The 24,640-nt window shown below is 46.5% G+C and carries 21 protein-coding genes and 1 riboswitch; of the genes, 10 read left to right on the forward strand and 11 right to left on the reverse strand.

Annotated features, from left to right (window positions below; translation table 11 throughout):
• Nucleotides 1-48 precede the first annotated feature (48 nt).
• From ICN42_RS05410 to ICN42_RS05425, 4 genes are read right to left on the reverse strand one after another with little or no spacing between them, the layout of a single operon-like run.
• On the reverse strand, nucleotides 49-810 hold the full coding sequence (locus tag ICN42_RS05410) for an ABC transporter ATP-binding protein (protein ID WP_216251989.1): 762 nt from the start codon (nucleotides 808-810) through the stop codon (nucleotides 49-51).
• The gene (locus ICN42_RS05415) at nucleotides 807-1,817 is read right to left on the reverse strand and encodes an iron ABC transporter permease (RefSeq protein WP_255539248.1); all 1,011 of its coding nucleotides are present in this window, start codon (nucleotides 1,815-1,817) and stop codon (nucleotides 807-809) included. Before ICN42_RS05415 ends, ICN42_RS05410 begins: the two co-directional genes overlap by 4 nt.
• Nucleotides 1,784-2,689 (reverse strand): ABC transporter substrate-binding protein, encoded by a 906-nt coding sequence (locus tag ICN42_RS05420; protein WP_255539249.1) that lies wholly within the window; start codon nucleotides 2,687-2,689, stop codon nucleotides 1,784-1,786. The genes ICN42_RS05415 and ICN42_RS05420 overlap by 34 nt, the downstream gene beginning before the upstream one ends.
• Nucleotides 2,690-2,699: 10 nt before the next feature.
• Nucleotides 2,700-4,811, reverse strand: a complete 2,112-nt coding sequence (locus tag ICN42_RS05425; RefSeq protein ID WP_216251991.1) for a TonB-dependent receptor — start codon at nucleotides 4,809-4,811, stop codon at nucleotides 2,700-2,702.
• Between the two features lie 147 nt (nucleotides 4,812-4,958).
• A riboswitch (cobalamin riboswitch) is annotated at nucleotides 4,959-5,174 on the reverse strand.
• A gap of 70 nt (nucleotides 5,175-5,244) precedes the next feature.
• On the opposite strand from ICN42_RS05425, the gene ICN42_RS05430 reads away from it, so the two are divergent.
• The 7 genes from ICN42_RS05430 to ICN42_RS05460 all read left to right on the forward strand — a co-directional run bounded on the left by ICN42_RS05430 (nucleotide 5,245) and on the right by ICN42_RS05460 (nucleotide 13,309).
• Nucleotides 5,245-5,862: a Crp/Fnr family transcriptional regulator gene (locus ICN42_RS05430; RefSeq protein ID WP_216251992.1), complete on the forward strand. Its 618-nt coding sequence runs from the start codon at nucleotides 5,245-5,247 to the stop codon at nucleotides 5,860-5,862.
• Between the two features lie 211 nt (nucleotides 5,863-6,073).
• Nucleotides 6,074-7,783 (forward strand): oxalyl-CoA decarboxylase, encoded by a 1,710-nt coding sequence (gene oxc, locus ICN42_RS05435; protein WP_216251994.1) that lies wholly within the window; start codon nucleotides 6,074-6,076, stop codon nucleotides 7,781-7,783.
• A 76-nt stretch (nucleotides 7,784-7,859) separates the two neighbouring features.
• Nucleotides 7,860-9,110 (forward strand): formyl-CoA transferase, encoded by a 1,251-nt coding sequence (gene frc / locus ICN42_RS05440; RefSeq protein WP_216251996.1) that lies wholly within the window; start codon nucleotides 7,860-7,862, stop codon nucleotides 9,108-9,110.
• A gap of 96 nt (nucleotides 9,111-9,206) precedes the next feature.
• Nucleotides 9,207-9,629: a PAS domain-containing protein gene (locus ICN42_RS05445; protein ID WP_216251998.1), complete on the forward strand. Its 423-nt coding sequence runs from the start codon at nucleotides 9,207-9,209 to the stop codon at nucleotides 9,627-9,629.
• Nucleotides 9,630-9,763: 134 nt separating this feature from the next.
• Nucleotides 9,764-11,011 carry a formyl-CoA transferase gene (gene frc / locus ICN42_RS05450; protein WP_216252000.1) on the forward strand — a complete coding sequence of 416 codons (1,248 nt, stop codon included), beginning with the start codon at nucleotides 9,764-9,766 and terminating at the stop codon, nucleotides 11,009-11,011.
• A gap of 1 nt (nucleotide 11,012) precedes the next feature.
• On the forward strand, nucleotides 11,013-11,945 hold the full coding sequence (locus tag ICN42_RS05455; protein WP_216252003.1) for a methionyl-tRNA formyltransferase: 933 nt from the start codon (nucleotides 11,013-11,015) through the stop codon (nucleotides 11,943-11,945).
• 59 nt (nucleotides 11,946-12,004) lie between these two features.
• Nucleotides 12,005-13,309 carry an alpha/beta fold hydrolase gene (locus ICN42_RS05460; RefSeq protein ID WP_216252005.1) on the forward strand — a complete coding sequence of 435 codons (1,305 nt, stop codon included), beginning with the start codon at nucleotides 12,005-12,007 and terminating at the stop codon, nucleotides 13,307-13,309.
• A gap of 134 nt (nucleotides 13,310-13,443) precedes the next feature.
• Here ICN42_RS05460 and panC read toward each other — a convergent pair whose 3' ends face one another.
• From panC to metG, 4 genes are all read right to left on the reverse strand, one after another.
• The gene (gene panC / locus ICN42_RS05465) at nucleotides 13,444-14,295 is read right to left on the reverse strand and encodes a pantoate--beta-alanine ligase (RefSeq protein ID WP_216252007.1); all 852 of its coding nucleotides are present in this window, start codon (nucleotides 14,293-14,295) and stop codon (nucleotides 13,444-13,446) included.
• Nucleotides 14,292-15,161, reverse strand: coding sequence for a ScpA family protein (locus ICN42_RS05470; RefSeq protein ID WP_216252009.1), 870 nt, complete (start codon nucleotides 15,159-15,161; stop codon nucleotides 14,292-14,294). Before ICN42_RS05470 ends, panC begins: the two co-directional genes overlap by 4 nt.
• On the reverse strand, nucleotides 15,154-15,342 hold the full coding sequence (locus ICN42_RS05475) for a DUF3460 family protein (protein WP_216252010.1): 189 nt from the start codon (nucleotides 15,340-15,342) through the stop codon (nucleotides 15,154-15,156). Before ICN42_RS05475 ends, ICN42_RS05470 begins: the two co-directional genes overlap by 8 nt.
• 150 nt (nucleotides 15,343-15,492) lie before the next feature.
• On the reverse strand, nucleotides 15,493-17,163 hold the full coding sequence (gene metG, locus ICN42_RS05480; protein ID WP_216252012.1) for a methionine--tRNA ligase: 1,671 nt from the start codon (nucleotides 17,161-17,163) through the stop codon (nucleotides 15,493-15,495).
• Between the two features lie 140 nt (nucleotides 17,164-17,303).
• On the opposite strand from metG, the gene ICN42_RS05485 reads away from it, so the two are divergent.
• From ICN42_RS05485 to ICN42_RS05495, 3 genes are read left to right on the forward strand one after another with little or no spacing between them, the layout of a single operon-like run.
• Nucleotides 17,304-18,146, forward strand: coding sequence for a formate dehydrogenase accessory sulfurtransferase FdhD (locus ICN42_RS05485; protein ID WP_216252941.1), 843 nt, complete (start codon nucleotides 17,304-17,306; stop codon nucleotides 18,144-18,146).
• Nucleotides 18,147-18,187: 41 nt separating this feature from the next.
• Entirely contained in the window at nucleotides 18,188-18,754 is a 567-nt protein-coding gene (gene dcd / locus ICN42_RS05490; RefSeq protein ID WP_215309538.1) for a dCTP deaminase, read from the forward strand.
• A gap of 39 nt (nucleotides 18,755-18,793) precedes the next feature.
• Nucleotides 18,794-21,061, forward strand: coding sequence for an arginine/lysine/ornithine decarboxylase (locus ICN42_RS05495; protein ID WP_216252014.1), 2,268 nt, complete (start codon nucleotides 18,794-18,796; stop codon nucleotides 21,059-21,061).
• 40 nt (nucleotides 21,062-21,101) lie between these two features.
• On the opposite strand, the gene ICN42_RS05500 is transcribed toward ICN42_RS05495, so the two are convergent.
• The 3 genes from ICN42_RS05500 to argH are packed head-to-tail and all read right to left on the reverse strand — an operon-like array spanning nucleotide 21,102 to nucleotide 24,606.
• Nucleotides 21,102-22,634 carry a TRAP transporter large permease subunit gene (locus ICN42_RS05500; protein WP_216252016.1) on the reverse strand — a complete coding sequence of 511 codons (1,533 nt, stop codon included), beginning with the start codon at nucleotides 22,632-22,634 and terminating at the stop codon, nucleotides 21,102-21,104.
• On the reverse strand, nucleotides 22,631-23,182 hold the full coding sequence (locus tag ICN42_RS05505; RefSeq protein WP_216252018.1) for a TRAP transporter small permease subunit: 552 nt from the start codon (nucleotides 23,180-23,182) through the stop codon (nucleotides 22,631-22,633). Before ICN42_RS05505 ends, ICN42_RS05500 begins: the two co-directional genes overlap by 4 nt.
• Before the next feature lie 5 nt (nucleotides 23,183-23,187).
• Nucleotides 23,188-24,606 (reverse strand): argininosuccinate lyase, encoded by a 1,419-nt coding sequence (gene argH, locus ICN42_RS05510; protein WP_216252021.1) that lies wholly within the window; start codon nucleotides 24,604-24,606, stop codon nucleotides 23,188-23,190.
• Between the last annotated feature and the right edge of the window lie 34 nt (nucleotides 24,607-24,640).

A 24,640-nucleotide genomic window follows, 5' to 3' on the forward strand; every position in this document is an offset into this window, starting at 1 on the left:
GGCATTGTAGCCTTAGGGAAAAGCTTTGTGGAACCCCTGATTTTGGGCTTAGTTCGGTAAAGCTATCCAATCATTACCAAGCTTTTCCAGGTGAATGCGGCCATCAAATAAGGATATGAGGGCTTGGTGAGTAGCGGGATCTTGACTAGACCCTTGAAAATGCAGTTTGCCTCGATTTAGCATCACCACATGGTCGGCCCGGAGCGCAAAATGGATTTCATGCAACACGGTTACCAAGGTTTTACCCTGCGCTAGTAAATTGCTTTGCCATTTTAAGAAATCGGCCTGATGGGGAGGATCTAAGTTAGCCAGCGGTTCATCCATGATGAGGATGTCAGAATCCACGGCAAGCAGACGCGCCAATAAAACTCGCTGACGTTCGCCTCCGGATAGCTTCTGCAGCTGGCGATGATGTAAATGCCAAGCATCAGTCTGTTGCAAAGCTTGCTCAACTGATCTGTGATCAGTCTCTGATGGTAGATGAAGCCATCCTTGATGGGGAAGACGCCCCAACATGACGGTGTCATACACGCTGAGAGAGTCTCCAAATTCATCTGGAGTATTTGAGCTTTGATCAAGCCAAGCAATTTTCTTAGCTAGATCTTTCTGGGTAAACGAAGCAATGTTCCTCCCATCAATTGTGATGGATCCATCCCATTTCAGTAAGTCAGTCATCGCTTGCAAGAGGGAGGATTTGCCTGCGCCATTGGGCCCAATAACGCTAGTCCATTTTCCCTGTGGGATATCCAGATTGAGGTCTGAGAGAATGGCGCATGGACCTCTATATACAGTGAGCTGGCGGGTTTTCATGAGCGCGCCCTAAAAGAGGTTTGCCTGAGCAGAACCAGTAGATATAGGCCACCCAAGACTGCAGTCACAACACCAACGGGAATTTCAATTGGTGCAAAGACAGTGCGTGCGATGAGGTCTGAGCTGAGTAGTAATATTCCGCCACCGAGGCAGGAGAATATAAGTTGTACGCGTTGCCGTCCACCAGAAAGCTTTCTGACTAAGTGCGGGGCTGCTAGTCCAACAAAAGCTACCAAGCCTGTTTGCGCAACAGCACAACCTGTTGCAAGGGCAAGAATACCGATCAATATGAGGCGGAGTTGATCTAGTGGCAGGCCTAAAGTGCGGGCAGTGCTTTCGCCGAGTGAGAGTGCATCGAGTACGGGGCTAATGATCAGTGTGATAACTAGGCAAAGTGAAAGAGCAATTGCCATTAGTCCTACGCCTGACCAATTCAATAAGCTGGTGTTGCCAAGCATGAAGGATTGAATGCTTTGAAATAGATCAGGGCGAATAAATGTAAATAAAGAATTCGCTGCACCTAAGATTACGCTGATCACTACCCCGGATAACAGGAGGCGCAAGGAACTGCGGTAGCCGCCAGCCAGAAGGAGAGAGGCAAGCACGCCAAGTAGCGCTCCAAGAAAGGCGCCACCATTGAGCCCAATGATTTCTAGCCAAGAGTTACCAAGGTAGGCAAAGCAAAGAATGCTGCCCACCCCAAGTAGGGCGCCCGATGCGCTTCCTAGTAGATAGGGGTCAGCTAAAGGATTGCGAAATAGGCTTTGTGCAATACCGCCAGCAAGCCCCAATAAAGCGCCGGCAAGATAGGCACCCAATGATCTTGGCAGTCTAATATCAAACAAAATAGTTTGATCCGACCCTGGCATATTCCAGCTAGCTCCTAAGCTTCCGAGTAAGGTCCCAAGCAATACCAAGACCGCACTGAGAATGAGTAGGCTGGATAACTTGCGAAGAAAATGATTTTTTTGCATTACCGAGATGATGACATCTTCTCTTGAATGCATTGGGAAATAATGAGTGCTGCTTCCCCCATTCGAGGGCCAGGGCGTACCAAAATATCGTTTTGTTCACCCGAAAATACACAAATTCTATTTTTGGAAATTGCTGGTATGGAGTTCCAGCCTGGACGCTTTTGAATATCAACTGCGGTTGATTCAGTAAGGAGAATGACATCAGGTTTCTCCTGCACTACAAACTCAGGGTTAATTTTAGGAAATGGGCCAAGCGATTTTGGAATGATATTGACTAGTGCTAATTGAGTCAGAATTTCGCCAATAAAAGAAGTGTTGCCTGCCGCAAAGGGTGCTGGATTAATTTCAAAGTACACACGTACATTTTGATTGCTAGTTGCTAGTTGCTTATTGGCACGCATGATTTCTTTCTGGATTTGATTCCATACTCGAGCTTTCTCGGAGCTGCCCAGCAAGAGGTCAAGTTTTTGCAGCGCGCGCTCTTCATCGCCCATGGACTTAACATCCAATGCAAAATTTTTGATACCCAAGCCATTGAGTCGCGCTATTACTGGAGAGGCTTTCTCCAGTAAAACAACATCCGGCTTAAGTTGCGCAATACGCTCGATATTGATATCACCCATTCCACCCAGCTTAGGGAGGCCTTGAATTGATTTTGGCCAATTGGAAAATCGATCTACCCCAACCAAAGCGCTACATTTGCCCAGAGCGCAAACAGACTCAGTGAGAGAGGGCAGGAGACTCACAATTCTCTGGGGTGGATTATCAAAGCCCACAACAACTCCTCGGTCATCAGCGACTGAGACAGGTGCAGCAAAAACAGCCAAGGAAAATCCCGCTAGAAATAAAGTAGCCCCGATCAGCAAATAGCGTGTGCGGGTTGAGAGTTGCAGCGTGATTTTCAAGATCTATCAATCAAAGTGTGTACTTGACGCTTAAGAAGACTGCGCGAGGATCATTTGGATAGTAGTAGTAACCTGTGGTTAGCTGCCCCCCTGGAGCGGAGATTGAGCCGTAGCCCCCATACGTTGAATAGGCTGTGTTACCAATATTTTTGATTGATAATTTACTCTCCCACTTACCCGTTTTATAGGTTGCGTACACATCGCCTACTGTATACGAAGGCATTTTTGCAAGGCCATTGCTAATGCCGGGATCAGAGTCATACATTTGTTGGCCAACAAAATTTACTACTCCACCAATTGCCCACTCTCGATTAACAAGGTATTGAGCTCTTGCATTAAGAATTAAGTCTGGCACCAGGGAGACCGAGGTTCCGCTATAGACCCCTGTTGTGTAGGCTGTTTTTTGATATTTACCGCCGCCTGAGATGCTGAAATTAGAGGTGGCATTCAATGTTGAGTCTACTAGAACCCCCTTCCTTCCGATGTTATCGGCGGAGTTTGTGTTGTAAAAAGTGCTTGGGTCATAGCGGATTTCATTTTGTGTAATTGACTGAAAAGCCGATCCAGAGATGCGTACATTGCTCATGTTCCACTCTCCGCCTACTTCATAGGTTTGGGTGGTTTGTGGCTTTAGGATGCCCGAGAAAATCCTGTTTCCCATTGCATCCCATCCCCAAAATTCATCAATATTTGCGAATCGAAATGACTGGTTCCATTTCGCATAAATTTTCTGACCTTTTACATAGTTGTAATTAAAGGCCACATCCCCAGCATTTGCCCCATAAGTTTGGCTTCCGGTAACTGGTGATGGGGAGGTAATTTCAGAGTTATTGGCGCTGGCCATCTGCACTTGCCTTCTGTAGCCTCCACTTAATTCAACATCCTTGATTAGCGGGATTCTGCTAATGATGTATACGGATTGATTGATTAAATTTGCAGACTGCACGTTGCTCAATTGATTGTTGTAATAACCAGCACCTTGGTTCGCAATAATTGCTTGCTGCGCAAGGCTTCCATATGCATTGGAAGCCCCTTGATTAGCTTTATTAAAATCATAGCCAACAACCGTTGTCCCAAAGCTTCCAAGATTTGCTTTGAGTTTTGGATTAAAGGTCAGATCCCAGCTTTGAATATTTGTGCTGGTAGGTCCTCCGGGGTAGGTGGATCCCCAAAAATTAATAAGTGAATCCTGTGAGTTGTAGTATGGGGCGTTATAGCCTATGGATCTATTTCCATAGGATGCATCAACTTCAAAAATATAGTTTTCACTAAGACCTTTAATCGCCCCAGCTCGTATGCCCGAGTTCACTCCAGTGTTACTAGAGCCAATATTATTAAATTTGGCTGCTTGAGGATTTCCTTGTCCAACTTGTCCGACTACACCCCCTGGCAATTGTTGGTTGGTATAGCTGTAATATGCATCAGCATACACATTGTCAATTCCACCTAAAGCTTGAGAAACTTTTGCATCAAATGCATAGGCATTGGCAGCTGAGTTTGCTCTCCACCCCTGACTATTAGAGCTATTAGCCGTTAATTGCAGAGTAGTGTTTTCAACTTTGTTGCGCAGAATTGCATTGCCAATATATGTTCCAAAACTACCAGCAGTAATGCTTGCTTGATTGAGGTTGGTTTTGCCACCATTGGTAATGATGTTGATTACCCCACCAACTGCGCCGTTGCCATACTGGACGCTTGCGCCACCTTGAACAATTTCAATGCGTTCAATTGAATCAATGGGAATGGATTCCCAGGCAACCCCCAAAGAGTCTATGGGGTTCAATCTTTGGCCATCAACCAAGATGAGCGTATTGCTATTTGCAGTTGCTCCAAATCCCCCCATATCTACAGTGGCATCTAAATTGAGTTGCCCGCCATTAGTACTTCTTACGTTAAGCCCACCAATTTGTGAGAGCACATCAGGAATATTGTTGGACGTGGAATTTGCTATCTCATCACGCGTGATGACTTTGACATTTGCTGGAACCTCATTGAGATTCTCTTCAAAGCGTGAGCCAGAAACTATCACTGTCGATTGAGAGTTTTGGGCTACTGCTCCAAATGATATTGCTGCGCCGCAAAATAGGGCGACTAGCATTTTGCTACTGAACTGCTGTTTCATGATGAACCTTCTGCCTTCGAATCACCTAGCTAACTTCCCCGTAAGCTGGGTCGAACAGAATTCCACTTTTTGAGAGCTCAGGCGTCAATTGGGCATCTTGCCTTTTTGGCAGGGGATGCTTCATCGGCGCGCGAAGATCCCCGTCCGCAAAATTCCACCTGTCTTGGCCGGTATCCGGGCTAGTAAATCTCAGAATCTGGCCTTCCCATGCAATTGACGCGCACAGTGGCTTACTCAGACTCCTGACACCCTCACATTAAAGTTAGGGTGTATTTACTTACCGTTGCGGGGGCAGCACACGTTTAGTGTTTCCCGTTTAACTTTATTGCACTGCAATAAAGCACCACGACTCCTCAATTCTATCTCAGGCCGGCTCCAGCTCCGTTTAAAGGCCCAAAAAAGCCTACAATATAGGCTCTAGGATTAAGGATTCATGACAGCATTAGATAAGCACCCCGAAAAAAACCTGATTCGTCTGCAGCTGAGCCAAAACTCGGTATTAAAAAGCTTGGATTCTGAGGCAATGGCTGATTTAGAGCGCCATTTAGTGATCTCAGACCTTAAAAAATCAGAAATTCTGCTTCATCAAGGCGATCACCAGATGGAGCAGTACTTTGTGCTGGATGGAATCTTGAAGCGCATCGTTTCTAGTGCTGACGCAAAAGAGATGATTTTGCGTTTTGCCATCGAAAAAGATATCGAAACGAGTTATGCGGCTTGGCGCCTCAAGACGGCCGCCCCATATAGCATCGCCTCAGTGACAAAGGCTCGCGTTGCCCGTATGCCCCTCAAGAAGTGGGCTGAATTTTTGGATGCCCATAAGCCACTTAAAGAAAGCTTTGAATTTGAAGTCATGCGCTTGATGAGCGAGATCATGGCTCATACGATTACCCTCCATATGCTGGATGCGCCAGGTCGTGTAGAGCGTTTTTTACGTAAATATGAGGATTTGTTTGAGTTGCTCCCTAAAAAAGAGCTGGCTGCCTACCTCAACCTCTCTCCAGAGACTTTAAGTCGCCTAAAAACAAAGCACAAAGAGCTCTTTGTCTAATTAGAAACCCGAGTTGTTTCTAGACTTTAGGGGAAATTGACCGAAGTCAATGATGAACCCCAGCCCCAAGCCTAAGATGCATCTCAGCCGTAACGGGTATGCTACTAGTTACCCGTGGCACCACTAATAACTTAATTGGAGACAGTTAGCGAAAGCTGAATTGCACTGAGCGCACTATAAGTTCGGGCGGTGTAATTAACTATAAATTTCTATGACAACAGATAATCAAAATACCCAAGTCACTGATGGCTTTCATCTCGTCATTGATGCTTTAAAAGCAAATGATCTAGATACTATTTTTGGTCTCGTTGGTATTCCAATTACCGACTTGTGCCGTCTTGCTCAAGCTGAAGGCCTTCGCTTCATTGGGTTCCGTCATGAACAACATGCTGGTAATGCCGCAGCAATTGCTGGCTATATGACTCAAAAGCCTGGTATTTGTATGACTGTTTCAGCACCTGGTTTCTTGAATGGTTTAACAGCGTTGGCAAATGCCACTGTCAATTGCTTCCCAATGATTTTGATTTCTGGTTCAAGTGAGCGTGAAATCGTTGACTTGCAACAAGGCGATTATGAAGAGATGGATCAGCTCAATGCAGCTAAGCCATATTGCAAAGCCGCCTATCGTATTAATCATATTGAAGATATCGGCGTTGGTTTTGCGCGTGCTATTCGTGCAGCCGTTTCTGGTCGTCCAGGCGGTGTGTATTTGGATTTGCCTGCGCAGCTGCTTGCCCAAACAATGCCAGTTGAAGAAGCTAAGAAATCAATCTTCAAAGTAATCGATCCAGTTCCACGTCAAATCCCTGCGGCTGATGCGGTAGAGCGTGCTTTGAATGTCTTGAAGGGTGCTAAGCGTCCATTGATTTTGTTGGGTAAGGGCGCTGCTTATGCTCAAGCCGATGCCGATATTCGTGCATTGATTGAGAAGTCAGGCATTCCATACTTACCAATGTCTATGGCTAAAGGTTTGTTGCCAGACAATCACCCACAATCCGCTTCCGCAGCGCGTTCATTTGTATTGGCTGAGGCTGATGCGGTGATGCTAGTTGGAGCTCGCTTGAACTGGTTGCTAGCACACGGTAAAGGTAAAACATGGGGCAAAGATCCTAAGAAATTTATCCAAATCGATATTCAAGCAAATGAAGTTGATAGCAACGTACAAATTGATGCGCCATTGATTGGTGATATTGGTTCCGTTGTTGGTGAGCTCTTAAAAGGTATCGCCTCAGTTCCAAAGCCTTCTGCTGAGTGGATCAGTGCGATCAACGAGAAAAAAGACAAGAACTTGGCGAAGATGGCCGAAACACTTGCCAAAGAAGCGTCTCCGATGAACTTCCATGGTGCCTTGCGCGCTATTCGTGATGTGATCAAGAAGAATCCCGATGTGAATTTGGTAAACGAAGGTGCAAACACACTCGACTATTGCCGTGCAATTGTGGATATGTACAAGCCACGCAAACGCTTTGACTCAGGTACCTGGGGGATTATGGGTATCGGTATGGGTTACGCCATTGGTGCTGCCGTAACTAGCGGCCTACCAACGGTTGCGGTTGAGGGCGATAGCGCATTTGGTTTTAGCGGTATGGAGTTGGAAACAATTTGTCGCTACAACTTGCCAATTACAACTGTCGTATTTAATAACAATGGTGTTTACCGCGGTACTGACGTGAATCCAACTGGTGGTGCAGATGTTGCTCCAACAGTATTCGTGAAAAATGCCCGTTACGACAAGATGATTGAGGCATTTGGTGGTGTTGGTTACTACGTAACTACCCCAGCTGAATTAGAAGCTGCTTTGACTAAGGCAATTGCCGAGGGCAAGCCAGCCTTAATTAATGCGGTAATTGACGAGACAGCCGGTACAGAGAGTGGACGTTTGACTAACTTGAATCCATCAACTGCAGCTGGTAAGAAGTAATACGTAAGTAATAAAGACGTAATTTTTTAAGAATACATTTAGCAACAAATAAGAAATACTTTAAGGAGAATCAAACATGACTAAACCATTAGACGGCATTCGTATTATCGACTTCACACACGTACAGGCAGGGCCTGCATGTACTCAACTGCTCGGCTTTTATGGCGCAGATGTGATTAAAGTTGAGCGCCCAGGTTCTGGCGACGTAACTCGCAGCCAATTGCGCGATATCCCAGGTGCGGATGCTTTGTACTTCACTATGCTGAACGGTAACAAGCGTTCTTTGACATTGGATACGAAGACTCAAGAAGGTAAAGAAGTTTTAGAGAAGATGATCAAGACCTCCGATGTGATGGTTGAGAACTTTGGCCCAGGCGCTTTGGATCGTATGGGCTTCTCTTGGAAGCGTATTCAAGAGTTGAACCCAAAGATGATTCTTGCTTCTGTTAAAGGCTTTAGCGATGGTCACTCATACGAAGACTTAAAAGTGTATGAGAACGTTGCTCAGTGTGCTGGTGGCGCTGCTTCTACAACTGGTTTCTGGGATGGTCCTCCAACCGTTTCTGCCGCTGCTTTGGGCGATAGCAACACGGGTATGCATTTGGCGATTGGTATTTTGACTGCATTGATGCAGCGTCAAAAAACTGGCAAAGGTCAAAAAGTATCTTGCTCAATGCAAGATGCCGTATTGAACTTGTGCCGCGTGAAGTTGCGTGATCAACAGCGTTTGGACAAAATTGGTTACCTCGAAGAGTACCCACAGTATCCACATGGCACATTCACTGATGTGGTTCCACGTGGCGGTAATGCTGGTGGTGGCGGTCAGCCAGGCTGGGTATTGAAGTGTAAGGGCTGGGAAACAGATCCAAACGCCTATATCTACTTCACAATTCAAGGTCATGCTTGGGAGCCAATTACTAAAGCTTTGGGCAAACCAGAGTGGGCAACTGACCCAGCGTATATGACTGCTGAAGCACGTCAAGACAAGATTTTTGATATCTTTGCAACAATTGAAGATTGGCTCAAAGATAAGACTAAGTACGAAGCTGTTGATATCCTCCGTAAGTTTGATATTCCTTGCGCACCAGTTCTCTCAATGAAAGAGTTGGCTGCATCACCTGATTTGCGTAAGAGTGGCTCTATTGTCGAGGTTGATCACAAGGTACGTGGTAAGTACTTGACTATCGGTAGCCCAATCAAGTTCTCTGATTTAGAGGTTGAGGTAAAGCCATCACCAGTATTGGGTGAGCATACTGATGAAGTATTGACTGATCTTGGCTATAGCGCTGATGACATCGCTAAATTACATGCAGCAAAAGCGGTTTAATAACAATAAGCAGTATTTGTTTTAGTTTTGAAGGCGCTCCTGGTGGGCGCCTTTTTTATTCTTACCATCTGATAAAAAAATCATTAGACTAACAATATGAAAACAACTGTAGATTTGATTCAATTGCTCGACTGTATTGGTGATGCGGTGATTGTTGCTGATGCCCATGAAAAAATTGTTCTTTGGAATGCGGCGGCTACCAGAATATTTGGCTATTCTGAAGAGGAGGCGCTTGGCAATACTTTGGATTTGATTGTTCCCGAGCGTCAGCGCCAAAGACATAACGAGGGCTACAGTAAATCCATGGAGACTGGAACTACTCGCTATGGCACTTCATTATTAAAAGTCCCAGCAAAGCATAAAGATGGTCGTACCTTATCAATTGCATTTACTGTGGGCATGTTGTTTGATGAAAAACACCAGGCTAATGGGGTGGCTGCAGTGATTCGAGATGAGACTGAGCGTTTTGCCGAAGAAAGAGCGCTTAAAAAGCGACTTTCTGATCTTGAAAACCCTTAAATTACTGACCGTGTAGCCTATCGAGGGCATTAAATGCGAACATGCCCAAAAAGTAGGCATTCAATGTTGCACCGCAATCCGTCGCTGGTAAAATTGGATCAATTCAAAATTTCAATCTTATTAGGACTTTAATCATGGCAAAAGCATTAGAAGGAGTCAAAGTTCTTGACTTCACGCACGTTCAATCAGGCCCAACATGTACTCAGCTACTCGCTTGGTTCGGTGCCGATGTAATTAAAGTTGAAAAATCGGGTGAGGGTGATGCCACTCGTGGTCAATTGCGCGACATCCCTGATGCGGATAGTTTGTATTTCACAATGTTGAACCATAACAAGCGTTCAATTACGGTGAATACCAAAACCCCAAAAGGCAAAGAAATTCTTGAGCGCTTGATTAAAGAGTGCGATGTTCTTGTTGAGAACTTTGCGCCAGGAGCGCTAGATCGAATGGGTTTTTCTTGGGAGCGTATTCAAGAACTCAACCCGATGATGATCATGGCCTCAGTAAAGGGTTTTGGTCCTGGTCCTTACGAGGACTGCAAGGTTTATGAAAACGTAGCGCAATGTGCTGGTGGTTCAGCGTCCACTACCGGTTTTGATGATGGTCCTCCTATGGTGACTGGCGCTCAAATTGGTGATAGTGGTACTGGCCTGCATTTAGCTTTGGGAATCGTCACAGCGCTGTATCAGCGCACGCATTCTGGCCGCGGTCAAAAAGTATTAGCGGCGATGCAAGATGCCGTATTGAATTTATGTCGTGTGAAGTTACGCGATCAGCAGCGCTTAGAGCGCGTTGGTCTCATGCAAGAGTACCCACAGTTTCCGAATGGTGAGTTTGGCGACTCTGTGCCCCGTGCTGGTAATGCCTCTGGTGGTGGTCAACCTGGTTGGATTGTGAAATGTAAAGGCTGGGAAACGGATCCAAACTCCTATATGTATGTCATCGTACAAGCGCCAGTTTGGGAGGCGATTTGTAAAGTGATTGGCCGTGAAGATTGGATTACGGATGTGCGTTTCGCATCACCAATGGCTCGCTTGCCACACCTAATGGAAATTTTTGGTGAAATTGAAAAGTGGACTATGACCAAGACGAAGTTTGAGGTTATGGATATTTTGAATAAATACGATATTCCATGCGGCCCGATTTTGTCGATGAAAGAAATCGCAGAAGAGCCAGCGTTGCGCGCTACTGGAACAGTTGTTGAAGTAGATCATCCAATTCGAGGCAAGTACCTCACAGTGGGCAATCCAATCAAGATGTCCGATAGCCCAACTGACGTAACGCGCTCACCATTGCTAGGTGAGCACACTGATGAGATTCTTAGCGAACTGGGCTACTCAACTGATGAGTTAATTGCACTTCGTCACGATAAGGTAATTTAAGATGCGTATCGCTTTGATCGGGAGTGCGGATTTTGGCAAGGCAGCTTTAGAGGCTTTTTTAGATCGGGGCGATGAAGTAGTGGCGGTGTTTTGTCCGCCAGACAATCCTAAATCCAGCAAGCCTGAAGTGCTGAAAGAAGCGGCTATTGCAAGAGGCTTAACGCCCTTGCAATTTGCCTCTCTCAAAGGCCCTGAAGCAGCGCAGGCGATGATTGATAGCAAGGCTGATATTTGTGTCATGGCCTATGTGATTCAGTTTGTACCTCAAGAGCTATGCAAGATACCAAATCATGGCACGATTCAGTATCACCCATCCCTGCTGCCTAAGTATCGCGGCCCAAGTGCCATTAACTGGGCAATCGCATTAGGCGAGGAGAAAACAGGTCTCACGATTTTTCGCCCATCAGATGGTCTAGATGAAGGCGAAATCATTTTGCAAAAAGAAGTGGTGATTGCTCCTGACGATACTTTGGGCAAGGTCTACTTTGATTACTTATTTCCGCTAGGCGTAAAGGCGCTGCTTGAGGCCGCTGATCTAGTGGTAGCCAATCAACACCATGAGTTGGTGCAAGATGAATCAAAGGCAAATTACGAGGGCTGGTTTGATGCGAATGCCGCTCAAATCCATTGGGCAACTCATATTTCGCAAATCTACAATCTGATTCGTGCCTGCAATCCTGCGCCCGGTGCTTGGACCAAGTTTGGCGAGCAAAAAGTGCAGATCTACGATTGCCATAAACATGTGGCAGCTACCTTCAGCTCTGTAAACGGCAAGCCTGGAGAAATCACCCAAATTACCCTGGACTCTCTCTTTGTTGCCTGCCATGGTGGACAGATAGAAATCTTAAAGGCAAAGGGCGCCGCTGGAAAAGTAACGGGCGCTGAATTGGCCAAGGAATTGAATTTAGAAGTAGGTCAATTCTTTACGCTTTAGATCTGTTGCTTTTGAATTGCCGCTGTTGGTCATCAAAAAATATTGGAGTTATCCAGACTATGGACAAATTTACTCGCTTAACAGTTTTAGCGCTTAGTACGGTCCTGAGCATTCTTCCGTCTGTTGTTTATGCTGACCCACCTGTGGCGGCCTTTTATGAGTCCGTTGCTAAGTTGAGCGCTAATGGCAAGCTCGGTCAAATAGTTAAGCAAGAGAAAATCAAGACATCGGTCAAGGGTGCGCAAGCTTGGAAGATCGCCTATATCTCCTCCGATGTTGTGGGGCGAAAAACGATTTCTACTGGCTTGATCGTAGCCCCCATTGGCCAGGCGCCAAAGGAAGGTAGACCAATTTTGGCGTGGGCGCATGGCACCACTGGATCGGCACAAAACTGTGGCCCTTCTCAAATCATTAATCCAGCCTCCCCGTTGAATGAGTACTTTCTCATGGACGGAAATTCATGGACAGATTACGGCATTCCAAACTTAGAAGAATTTATTAAAGAAGGTTATGTTGTTGTTGCCACTGACTATCAAGGTCAAGGTGGTGGAGGCAGACATCAGTACGCAATTGCAGGGACCAACGGTAGAGATGCCATTAACTCTGCACGAGCAGCTAGCTCTATGAAAGGGGTTGGCGCCGGCAAAAAGACCATTATTTATGGTTGGTCACAGGGTGGTGGCGCAACGATTGCCGCTGCAAGTCTGCTCGACTATCAAGCGCAGCAAGGTACTGCAGCGGATAACCTTCAGTATCTTGGATTTGTTGGCTTGGCACCGGATGACGTAGCGGCCGTTCTTCCAAGGCCACCAGCTGATGAGGTGGCTACCATTAAGATCATGAATGATTTAACTCAGGCCAACGTCCCAAATGTATTTTTGTTTGCTCATTATGTAATGGCTCTTTGGGGTGCTGAGGCAGCATATCCTAACCTCAAGATATCAGATATTTTGACTGAAGAAGGAGCCAAGGTGGTTGATCGTTTAGCCAGTAATAAATGCGTCCATGTGATGGCTGATTCCTTCAGCTATGCTTATGGCGATCAATACAAATCCTTGATTAAGCCGCAACCTAGCAATTCCCTGGCATGGCTCAATGCATTTATTGATAGCAGCGTACAACCAGTGAAGCCGGTAGCGCCAGTGGTCATTTACTGGGGTACAAAAGATACCGCTGTTCCTCCGGTCATGCATGAGCTTTATCAAAAGCAAATGTGCGCCATGGGTGCGAATGTCGGAAGAATTCAGTTACCAGGCGAGCAAACTCACTTTACGACTCCCGGCGTTTCGGCGCCCATGTATCTGAATTGGGTGAAAGACCGTATTGCCGGAAAACCTTTAGCAAATGGATGCCCAGCAAGCTAACCTGAAGTTCACCCCAAAATAATGGGGTATTAATAAAGAGAAAGCCACCTTCGGGTGGCTTTCTTTATCTGGTAGCGTCTATTTTTGGTTGATCGTTTAGGGGTTTTAGAAAAACCAAATTATTTGTGTAGTGATTAAATCTCCAGGTTATCAATCAAGCGCGTTTTACCAAGCTTAGCAGCCGTCAAAATGACTAATGGTTCGCCAGCTTGTAGGCTTTCGTTAGAGGCTGGAGCCAAATCAATCTGTTGGCGAATAGCAATGTAATCAGGTTGCCATCCGCGACCAGCTAGAAGATCTACTGCTATTTTTTCAATCTCAATCAGTGAGTGGGTATTTCGCTCATTCAATTCAAGCACGCGTGCACGAACTTCTTTTAAAGCTTTTTGTAGTTCAGGCGCTTCTGCACGTTCTTCAACAGAGAGATAGCCGTTGCGAGAGGATAGGGCGAGGCCGTCTTCAGCGCGAACTGTTTCCCCTGGGATGATTTCTACAGGTAGCGCAAATTGTTTTGCCATCTGACGAATAATCATCAGCTGTTGGTAATCTTTTTTTCCAAATACGGCTACCTTGGGTTGCACGCAAGAGAGTAGCTTGAGCACTACGGTGCAAACACCTTTAAAGAAGCCGGGGCGGAATTCACCTTCAAGGATATCGCCAAGTTGTTGCGGTGGATCTACCCGGTATTCCTGAGGCTGTGGATAGAGGTCGCGCTCGGTTGGTGCAAAGAGGATATATACCCCCTCTTTTTCTAGCTTATCAATATCTGCCTGCATGGTGCGGGGGTAGCTATCAAAATCCTCGTTTGGCCCAAATTGCAAGCGGTTAACAAAGATACTGGCTACTACTGGATCGCCATGCTGTCTAGCAAGGCGCATTAGCGATAGGTGACCTTCGTGGAGGTTGCCCATGGTTGGCACAAAGGAGGCGCGATTTTGTCCACGTAAGTGGTCACGTAATTCTTGGATGTCGCTAATAATTTTCATGCAACAGGGGTATAGGCTAGACGCACGTAAATTGGCGCATACGGCTCAGCTTGTGTAATTTCAACTAAAGCTTCACGGGATAGTTCTAGCATCGCAATGAAATTCACAATCACTACTGGAATACCTTTACCAGATTTGATAGCGTCTTCGAATAACTCACCGAATTCTACGAAGCGGGTATTTTGTAAACGACGCAAGATGCGTGTCATGAAGTCGCGAACGGATAGCTCTTCACGTGTAATGGTGTGATGTTGATTCAATTTTGCGCGATGCAGTACATCACGCCAAGCCATTTGCAGGTCATCTTGGTTGACATCAGGCCAAGTCACTGCAACTGTAGTGTCAACGTAACCATGAGCGATTTGGAAATCACGCCCTTGTTGTGGGATTTGATCGAGCTCTTGCGCAGCTAATTTCATGCGCTCGTATTCTAAGAGGCGACGAACTAGTTCCGCACGTGGATCTTCAACCTCTTCATCGCTATCAGCCTTCTTCATTGGCAATAGCATGCGAGATTTAATTTCAATCAACATGGCCGCCATCAACAGATACTCGGCAGCAAGTTCTAGATTGTGGTGGCGGATTTGATCGATGTAGCTAAGGTACTGCAAGGTTACCTGCGCCATCGGAATATCAAGAACATTGAAATTCTGTTTGCGAATCAGGTACAGCAAAAGATCGAGGGGGCCTTCAAATGCCTCTAGAAAAACTTCTAGCGCATCAGGTGGAATGTATAGATCTGTTGGAAGCTTAAATAATGGCTCACCATACAGCTTTGCGAAGGCTGAGGACATGCCATCGGTAACCGATGGAGTGCTATCTAGCAACTCGGATTGAGCGCCTGGCTCAGCTCCCAACTCAGTCATTCGAATAAACGTAAGCGCGTTGCTTTAATTTAGCCGCTTGAGCACGACGTTGATCTTCGGTAGTTAAAGGCTCTTTATCCCAAAGGAGCGCGCGACCAGCTTGCTGGCCTGCTTCGAGATGCGGTTTCTCGGATTTGAGTTCATTTAAGAACTGGGTGAATTCGGATGTATATCTGGCCATCATATTTCCTAAAATTCTTAATTAATTCAATAGCTTGCAAAAATTACTACGTAGCAAATTACTGCCTAGCCCATCATTATTAACGATTTTTCCTACAAGCCTGACGACTTTTTGGCTAATTCCTGGAAATTTAGCTTTTTAGGGCCTTTTTTAGAGGTTTGCAGCCAATAAAGCTTCAATTTGAGGTGCTTCAACGCGGGCCATGAGGTGTTTATAGGCTTTGATTGGGTTTTTGCTAGAGAGAGGCGCTTTAACGTCATTCCAGGTCATGGCTGGAATCGAAAGGAAATCCTCAACACCAGCAGTGACTTGTGGCAAAACTGGCTTGAGATAAAGACTTAATAAGCGGAATGCCTCTAAGGTAACGCTGCAAACACGCTGCAGATCTGCTTCGCGCTCAGGGTCTTTAGCGATTTCCCAGGGCTTGTTTTCATCTACGAAGCCGTTGACCTTGTCAGCCAGCTCCATGATGGTGCGCAATGCTTTGGCATATTCACGAGCTTCATAAAGTGCTGCAATTTTCTCACTTGCGGATGCTATTTCAGTGAGCAGGGGATTATTCAAGGCTTCATCAGAAACTACTCCGTCAAAACGCTTTACCAAAAAGCCGGCACTGCGACTGGCGATGTTGATGTATTTACCCAAAAGATCACTGTTTACTCTGGCAACAAAGTCTTGAAGATTTAAATCTAAATCTTCCATGCTGTCATTCAACTTAGTCGCAAAGTAATAGCGGAACCATTCGGGGTTAAATCCAGATGTAATGACGCTATGCGCAGAAATTAAAGTGCCGCGTGACTTACTCATCTTCTCGCCATCAACGGTAAGAAAGCCATGAGCAAATACATTAGTTGGTGTGCGATAGCCGGCAAAATGCAAGGTTGCTGGCCAGAAGAGTGTGTGGAAATACAAAATATCTTTACCGATGAAATGGTATTGCTCGGTAGCGGTATCGGGCCTGACCCATTCCTCAAAGTTCAAGCCTTTGCTCTGGCAGTAGTTGAGGAAGCTGGCGTAGTAGCCAATCGGTGCATCAAGCCACACATAGAAATACTTGCCAGGCGCATCGGGGATTTCAAAGCCAAAGTAGGGGGCATCGCGGGAGATATCCCAGTCACCCAGCTTGCTATCTCCAGGCTGACCAACCCATTCCTTCATCTTGTTGCGGGCTTCAGGCTGAAGTGGTGTTTTGACTTGAGTCCACTCGCGCAAGAAAGTTTCGCAACGAGGGTCGGATAACTTAAAGAAGTAATGATCGGACACTTTTTTAATGGGTGTTGCGCCACTGACAACCGAGAATGGGTTCTTTAAATCAGTTGGGGAGTACGTTGCCCCACACTTTTCGCAAGAGTCGCCATACTGATCTTTAGCGCCACACTTAGGACATTCGCCTTTAATAAAACGATCTGGCAGGAACATCTCTTTAACTGGATCGTATGCTTGTTCGATCGCACGCATTTCAATCAAGCCTGCATCACGCAGCTTGAGATAGATGCTTTGAGATAGTGTTTCGTTCTCAGGACTATCGGTGGTGTAGTAGTTATCGAAAGAAATTAAAAAGTCATCAAAGTCACGTTTGTGCTCTTTCCAGACATTGGCGATTAATTCTTTAGGGGTGAGACCCTCTTTTTCAGCGCGCAACATGATTGGAGTGCCGTGCGTGTCATCGGCGCCAACATAGTGCACTTCGTGACCACGCATTCTCTGGAAGCGAACCCAAATGTCCGTCTGGACATATTCCACCAAATGCCCAATATGAATCTGGCCATTGGCATAGGGTAAGGCGGAGGTAATTAGCAGGCGACGTTTGGGGCTACTCATGAAAAGCGGACTTAAATAGAAAAAGTTTCAACAAATGGCAATACAGGATTATGGGGCTTAGGGCCTCACTTCAGCGCCAATTTTAGTCTGCGGTTAAAGTTAGTACCGAATTGAACCTATTTAAGAGGCGTTTTATGGCTTTGCCCCACAATATTCAGATGTCTAATGCTTCCGTGCCGTTGGTGCACGAGGTGCAGATCATGGATGAGGCAGGGCGCATTAAAACTACCCATATTCCTGGAGAGCGCCCCTTAACCATTTATTTGGATAAGCGAGAAGTCGTCACCTTGATGACCTTGGGGAGTGCCCCTGAGGCCCTAGTTCTAGGTTACTTACGCAATCAGCGCCTAGTAGAGTCACCAGACGATATTGCGAGTATTCAAGTGGATTGGGAGACCGATTCCGCTGCCGTGAAAACCCATCGCAGTACCGTAGATATCGACGCCCTTACCAGTAAGCGCGTAGTGACTACGGGCTGTGGGCAGGGCACGATGTTTGGTGGCTTGATTGAAGAAATGTCGGAGATTAGGCTGCCAGATGGTCCAGAGTTAACTCAAGAAGCGATTGTTGCCCTCATCGATAGCATTCGGATGCACGACACCATTTATAAGAAATCCGGCTCTGTTCATGCTTGTGCCGTGTTTGAACGGGATGGTAATGACAATGTCCGTCTCTTGCACTTTATTGAGGACGTTGGCAGGCATAACGCTGTGGACTCGATTTCGGGCCTGATGTGGCTGGCTGACAAGCCAGGCCAAGATCTGATCTTCTTTACTACTGGACGTCTCACCTCCGAAATGGTCATTAAGGGCGCTCAGATGGGCATCCCTTTCTTATTGACTCGCTCTGGTGTGACCTTAATGGGCTTGGAGCTCGCCCGCAAGACTAATCTCACACTGCTATCCCGGTGCTCAGGTAAGCATTTTGAGATCTACAACGCCCCTGAGAGGGTGATTTTTAGTTCGACTCCAGTTTCCCAGTAAATTGCTGGGCGTAGGTCTGGCGATGGTTTTACAATTCGGCCATGACTATTAAATCTGACCACTGGATCCGCCGCATGGGCGAACAAGGCATGATCAGCCCGTTTGAACCTGGGCAGGTCCGCCAGGACGCCGCCGGACACAAAATTGTGAGCTATGGCACTTCAAGCTATGGCTATGACATTCGCTGTGCTGATGAGTTCAAGATTTTCACGAACATCAATAGCACCATCGTAGATCCTAAGAATTTTGATGAACAATCGTTTGTTGATTTCAAGGGTCCAGTCTGCATCATTCCACCAAACTCTTTCGCTCTAGCAAGAACCGTTGAGTACTTCAAGATTCCACGTAGTGTATTAACAGTCTGCGTTGGTAAGAGTACTTACGCGCGCTGCGGAATTATTGTGAACGTGACTCCATTCGAGCCTGAGTGGGAAGGTTACGTCACACTGGAGTTTTCTAATACGACGCCATTACCTGCAAAAATTTATGCAGGTGAAGGATGTGCACAAGTACTGTTCTTTGAAAGCGATGAAGTGTGTGGCACATCGTACAAAGATCGTGGCGGTAAGTATCAAGGCCAAGTCGGCGTAACTCTGCCGAAGACTTAATCTGTTTAATCGCCATATTGGCGAACTTAAAGGGTACTCATGAAATTTCGTTTTCCAATCATCATTATTGATGAGGACTTTCGCTCTGAAAATATTTCAGGTTCGGGTATTCGCGACTTAGCAGAAGCGATTGAAAACGAGGGCATGGAAGTGATTGGCCTGACTAGCTATGGCGACCTCACATCCTTTGCCCAGCAGGCTTCTCGTGCCTCCACCTTTATTGTTTCCATTGATGACGAAGAATTTGTTTCTGATTCTGAGGACCACGATTTACCTGCATTAAATAACTTACGCGCCTTTATTACTGAAGTGCGTAAGCGTAATGAAGATATCCCCATCTTCCTGTATGGCGAAACCCGTACCTCACGTCATATGCCGAACGACATCTTGCGTGAATTGCATGGCTTCATTCATATGAATGAAGATACGCCAGAGTTTGTTGCGCGACATATTATTCGTGAGGCAAAGGTCTACCTAGATTCATTGGCTCCCCCATTCTTCCGCGCGCTGACCAACTACGCCTCTGAAGGCTCTTACTCTTGGCATTGCCCTGGCCACTCTGGTGGTGTGGCTTTCTTAAAGAGTCCAGTAGGTCGTATGTTTCATCAATTCTTTGGTGAGAACATGCTCCGCGCTGACGTCTGCAATGCGGTAGAAGAGTTGGGTCAGTTGTTAGACCACACGGGGCCAGTATTGCAAAGTGAGCGTAATGCTGCGCGCATCTTTAATGCGGATCATTTGTTCTTTGTCACAAACGGTACCTCCACATCAAACAAAATTGTTTGGCACTCTACTGTTGCCCCTGGTGATGTAGTTTTGGTAGATCGAAATTGCCATAAGTCAGTGATTCATTCGATCACGATGATGGGCGCGATTCCAATCTTCTTGATGCCAACCCGTAATCATTTGGGCATTATTGGCCCAATTCCAAAAGAAGAGTTTGAATGGAAAAACATCAAGAAGAAAATTGATGCTAATCCATTTATTAAAGACAAGAACGTAGTGCCACGTGTCATGACGCTCACACAAAGTACTTATGACGGAATTATCTATAACGTCGAGATGATTAAAGAAATGCTCGATGGCAAAGTAGATTCATTGCATTTTGATGAAGCTTGGTTGCCGCATGCTGCATTCCATCCCTTCTACAAAGACATGCATGCGATTGGTTCCGATCGTAAGCGTACCAAGAAGAGCTTAATGTTCGCTACCCAGTCAACTCATAAGTTATTGGCCGGTCTCTCACAAGCTTCGCAGGTATTGGTGCAGGATGCAGAAGAGTGCAAGCTTGACCGTGATTGCTTTAATGAAGCCTATTTAATGCATACCTCCACTAGTCCGCAGTACGCCATCATCGCTTCTTGCGATGTGTCTGCTGCCATGATGGAGTCTCCTGGCGGTACTACGCTGGTTGAGGAATCGATTGCGGAGGCGATGGACTTCCGTCGCGCGATGCGTGAAGTGGATGATAAGTTTGGCGCTGACTGGTGGTTTAAGGTTTGGGGTCCAGATCACTTAACCGAAGATGGCATTGGTGAGCGTTCGGATTGGATTCTCGAACCCAATGCTAACTGGCATGACTTTGGAAAAGTGGCCAAAGATTTTAATATGCTGGATCCAATTAAGGCGACGGTAGTAACGCCTGGACTGGATATCGAAGGCAACTTCGGCTCTATGGGGATTCCAGCAAGTATTGTGACTAAGTACTTGGCTGAGCACGGCGTGATCGTAGAGAAGTGTGGTCTTTACTCCTTCTTCATCATGTTTACGATTGGTATCACCAAAGGTCGTTGGAATACCTTGGTAACTGAGTTGCAGCAGTTCAAGGATCATTTTGATAAGAACGCCCCGCTCTGGAAAGTATTGCCAGAGTTTGTAGCTAAGCACCCCCGCTATGAGCGCGTTGGCCTCAAAGATATTTGCCAGCAGATTCATGAGTTCTATAAGAGCCGTAATGTGGCGCGTATGACTACGGAGATGTATACCTCGGATATGGTTCCAGCGATGATGCCTTCTGAAGCTTGGGCCAAGATGGCGCATAAAAAAGTGGATCGCGTTCCTTTGGATCAACTCGAAGATCGGATTACGGCAATGCTAGTAACACCGTATCCTCCAGGTATTCCATTGTTGATCCCGGGTGAGCGCTTTAATAAACGCATCATTGACTATCTCTACTTTGCGCGTGACTTCAATGAGCAATTCCCAGGTTTTGAAACCGACATCCATGGCTTGGTGAAAGCGGATGTTGGTGGGCGTAGCGAATACTATGTTGATTGCGTGAGGCAAGAGCCAGATATCACTTTGTGATTTATGATTGCTTCATAAAAAACCACCTGCGGGTGGTTTTTTATTTGATTGACTTATCTAGTTGAAAGACCACTGGTGCATCTTCATCTAACTTGCTTGGTGGTGCATTCGGTTTAGCCTCATCGCCCCCAGTGAAATTAAAGTCTTGGCTCTGAATGACTGCTGCAGGCTTATCGAGAAGGGCGGTTACTAGACTTGGGAATGCGGCTACCACAACAACCATGATGAGTTGCAGCGCAACCCAAGGCAATGCACCCCAATAGATATCGCTACTCTTCACTTCTTTGGGTGCTACGCCACGCAAATAGAAGAGCGCAAATCCAAAGGGTGGGTGCATAAATGAAGTTTGCATATTCACGCACAGCATGACCCCAAACCACACGAGTGCGGCACTAGCTGCGGCTTGTGGATTGCCATTCATAGAGGCAAGCAGTACCGGTGAGAGCAGTTTGACTGCGACAGGTGCAAGCATCGGAACGACGATGAAAGCAATTTCAAAGAAGTCCAAAAAGAATGCCAAGAAGAAAACAAATAGATTCACAACCACCAGGAATCCAATCCATCCTCCAGGAAGATTAGAAAAGAGCTCCTCTACCCAGTGACCGCCATCGACTCCTTGAAAGACAACTGAGAAGCAGGTGGAGCCAATCAGGATGAATACCACCATCGCAGTAATGCGCATGGTGTTTTGATAAGCCTCTTGTATCAATCCCTTGAGATTAGGAATAGTTGCCCTACGAATCCACGCCAATAACAACGCACCCATTGCCCCCATGGCGCCAGATTCAGTTGGGGTTGCAATGCCAGTCATGATGGTTCCCAGTACCAAGAAAATCAGCACTGCTGAAGGGATGATCCCCATGAGACATTGCTTCCAGAGGGGCCACCCTTTGAGGGTGAGCTCATTTTCTGGGGCGGCGGGCAGGTAGTCGGGTCTAAAGCGGGAAAGGAAAAAGGTGTAAAGAGCAAATAGACCAATTTGCAGCAAGGAAGGGCCCCAAGCACCTAGGTACATGCTGCCCACATCAGCGCTACCACTTTGGGTTTTTAACTGGTCAGCCAGCACTATCAGCACTAGAGAAGGTGGCACCAGCTGAGTAATGGTCCCAGAAGCCGCTAAAACGCCCGTAGCGTAGCGCATGTTGTAGCCGTAACGCATCATTACCGGAAGAGAGATCATTGCCATAGCGATCACCTGAGCGGCTACGGTGCCAGTGATCGCTCCCAGAATGAATCCCACAATAATGACTGAGTAACCCAGTCCACCCCGAATACGCCCAAAGAGCTGACCCATAGAATCCAGCATCTCTTCCGCAAGGCCGCAGCGCTCAAGGATGGCGCCCATAAAGGTAAAGAAGGGGATGGCTAGCAATAGGTCGTTAGCGAGAACGCCACCAAAGATGCGTTGAGGGATGGCTTGTAAAAAAGGCATGCCAAAGAAATTCTCGCCAATCGCAATACCAGCGAAGAATAATCCCGCCGCCATCAAAGAAAAGGCTACTGGAAAGCCGATCAACATAAACACGATTAATCCGCCAAACATCAGCGGTGGCATCCATTCAAGTGGAATCATTGCATGGGCTTTTCATAACGGAGATCGGCGGCCGGTAATGTTTCTTTGCCCTTGAGGGCGCCAATACGTTTGATGATTTCTGAAAGACCTTGAAGGCTCAGCATAAAGAAGCCAAAGGGTACAACAAACTTAATAGGGTAGCGTGACAAACCACCTGAATTAAGTGAGTGCTCCGAGATCAACCACGAGGGGTAAAACAGGGTGGCCCAAGATAGCCAAGCAAAAAGAATGCAGGCTGGCATTAAAAAAACAATCAAGCCAAAGAGATCCACATAGAGACGTCCACGATCAGATAGTTGCGAGTAAATTAAATCTACTCGAACATGTTCATTGCGTTTCAGGGTGTAGGAGGCGCCGAGCATGACGGCGGCAGCAAATAGGTACCACTGTAATTCCAGTGGCCAGTTGTTGCTCATATCCAAGCTGTAGCGTAGGAGGGCATTAGCGGCAGACACAACACAAGACAGCAAGATCATGATGCTGGCTATCTTGCCCAGGAATTGATTTAGGCGATCAATTCCTGTAGAGAGCGTTCCCCAAAAGTGCATCCAGTTTAGAGATCTGCGCGACCCCGTTTAATTGCAGCCAGTACTTGCGCTGGAGCAGTACCACCAGTGTGTTGGCGAGAATTTACTGAGCCGTCTACTGTCAACAGAGCGAAGACGTCATCACCCATCAGCTCAGGGCGATTGTCTAAACCACAAGCAAAGCGCAATTCGGGAAGACTTAAATCGGTGAGCATGCAGTTGCGACCAACACAGGCTTTCACGGCGTGGGCTACTGCTTCATGAGCATCACGGAACGCCAAACCTTTTTTAACTAAGTAATCGGCAAGGTCAGTAGCCGTTGCAAAACCTTCTTCAGCAGCAGCCTTCATCACATCGGCTTTAACCTGAATATGTGGAACCATATCAGCGAAGATGCGCAAAGTATCTTGCACGGTATCTACGGCATCAAATAGCGGCTCTTTGTCTTCTTGATTATCTTTGTTGTATGCCAATGGCTGACTCTTCATTAAAGTTAATAAAGAAATTAAGTCACCATATACGCGACCTGTTTTGCCACGAGCCAATTCTGGTACATCGGGATTCTTTTTCTGGGGCATGATGGAGCTGCCCGTACAGAAGCGATCAGGCAGATCAATAAAGCCAAAGCGTGGGCTGAGCCACAGCACAAGCTCTTCAGATAAGCGGGACACGTGCATCATCAAAATGGATGCAAAGGCGCAGAACTCAATTGCGAAGTCGCGATCTGATACTGCATCCAGCGAGTTATTGCAGATGCCATCAAAACCGAGAATCTTGGCAACTTGCTCGCGATCGATTGGGTAAGTTGTTCCAGCTAAGGCGGCTGCGCCGAGCGGTAGACGATTGAAGCGGGCGCGTAAATCAGCTAAGCGGCTAGCATCGCGACTAAACATTTCGTAATAAGCCATCAAGTGATGGCCAAAAGTAATGGGCTGAGCTACTTGTAAGTGAGTGTGACCAGGCATGATCGTGGCAGAGTGAGTTTCTGCAAGATCAAGCAGGGCGATGCGAAGAGTTTTGAGGGTGACTGCGATTTGATCAACGCTGTCTCGCAACCAGAGGCGCAAATCAGTCGCCACTTGGTCATTGCGTGAACGACCGGTGTGCAGACGTTTACCAGCATCACCAACTAATTCAGTCAGACGAGCTTCGATGTTCAGGTGAACATCTTCTAAGGCGAGTTGCCAGTTGAATTCACCAGCCTCGATCTCAGTTTTGATCTGAGTCATGCCCTTTTGAATATCCGCCAAATCTTGTGCGCTAATAATCTTTTGGGTAGCCAGCATTTCAGCGTGAGCTAAGGATCCCGCGATATCTACTAAGGCAAATCGTTGGTCAAAGCCAATGGAGGCGGTATAACGTTGAACTAGTTCGTCAACGGGTTCGTTAAAACGGGCCGACCAAGCTTGGGCTTTGTTGGCGAGGGAATTTTTTGATGAGCTCATAAACGCAGTATATTGGTGTAGGTCTTTGATTATT

Origin of the sequence: Polynucleobacter sp. 71A-WALBACH, from assembly GCF_018882365.1 — a bacterium.
In the GTDB taxonomy this organism is placed as follows: Bacteria; Pseudomonadota; Gammaproteobacteria; order Burkholderiales; family Burkholderiaceae; genus Polynucleobacter.

Excerpts from the sequence above, each read along its gene's own strand:
- ICN42_RS05410 (WP_216251989.1), bottom strand. The coding sequence starts at position 810 with ATGAAAACCCGCCAGCTCACTGTATATAGAGGTCCATGCGCCATTCTC.
- ICN42_RS05415 (WP_255539248.1), bottom strand. The coding sequence starts at position 1,817 with ATGCATTCAAGAGAAGATGTCATCATCTCGGTAATGCAAAAAAATCAT.
- ICN42_RS05425 (WP_216251991.1), bottom strand. The coding sequence starts at position 4,811 with ATGAAACAGCAGTTCAGTAGCAAAATGCTAGTCGCCCTATTTTGCGGC.
- ICN42_RS05430 (WP_216251992.1), top strand. The coding sequence starts at position 5,245 with ATGACAGCATTAGATAAGCACCCCGAAAAAAACCTGATTCGTCTGCAG.
- oxc (WP_216251994.1), top strand. The coding sequence starts at position 6,074 with ATGACAACAGATAATCAAAATACCCAAGTCACTGATGGCTTTCATCTC.
- frc (WP_216251996.1), top strand. The coding sequence starts at position 7,860 with ATGACTAAACCATTAGACGGCATTCGTATTATCGACTTCACACACGTA.
- ICN42_RS05445 (WP_216251998.1), top strand. The coding sequence starts at position 9,207 with ATGAAAACAACTGTAGATTTGATTCAATTGCTCGACTGTATTGGTGAT.
- frc (WP_216252000.1), top strand. The coding sequence starts at position 9,764 with ATGGCAAAAGCATTAGAAGGAGTCAAAGTTCTTGACTTCACGCACGTT.
- ICN42_RS05455 (WP_216252003.1), top strand. The coding sequence starts at position 11,013 with ATGCGTATCGCTTTGATCGGGAGTGCGGATTTTGGCAAGGCAGCTTTA.
- ICN42_RS05460 (WP_216252005.1), top strand. The coding sequence starts at position 12,005 with ATGGACAAATTTACTCGCTTAACAGTTTTAGCGCTTAGTACGGTCCTG.
- panC (WP_216252007.1), bottom strand. The coding sequence starts at position 14,295 with ATGAAAATTATTAGCGACATCCAAGAATTACGTGACCACTTACGTGGA.
- ICN42_RS05470 (WP_216252009.1), bottom strand. The coding sequence starts at position 15,161 with ATGACTGAGTTGGGAGCTGAGCCAGGCGCTCAATCCGAGTTGCTAGAT.
- ICN42_RS05475 (WP_216252010.1), bottom strand. The coding sequence starts at position 15,342 with ATGGCCAGATATACATCCGAATTCACCCAGTTCTTAAATGAACTCAAA.
- metG (WP_216252012.1), bottom strand. The coding sequence starts at position 17,163 with ATGAGTAGCCCCAAACGTCGCCTGCTAATTACCTCCGCCTTACCCTAT.
- dcd (WP_215309538.1), top strand. The coding sequence starts at position 18,188 with ATGACTATTAAATCTGACCACTGGATCCGCCGCATGGGCGAACAAGGC.
- ICN42_RS05495 (WP_216252014.1), top strand. The coding sequence starts at position 18,794 with ATGAAATTTCGTTTTCCAATCATCATTATTGATGAGGACTTTCGCTCT.
- ICN42_RS05500 (WP_216252016.1), bottom strand. The coding sequence starts at position 22,634 with ATGATTCCACTTGAATGGATGCCACCGCTGATGTTTGGCGGATTAATC.
- ICN42_RS05505 (WP_216252018.1), bottom strand. The coding sequence starts at position 23,182 with ATGCACTTTTGGGGAACGCTCTCTACAGGAATTGATCGCCTAAATCAA.
- argH (WP_216252021.1), bottom strand. The coding sequence starts at position 24,606 with ATGAGCTCATCAAAAAATTCCCTCGCCAACAAAGCCCAAGCTTGGTCG.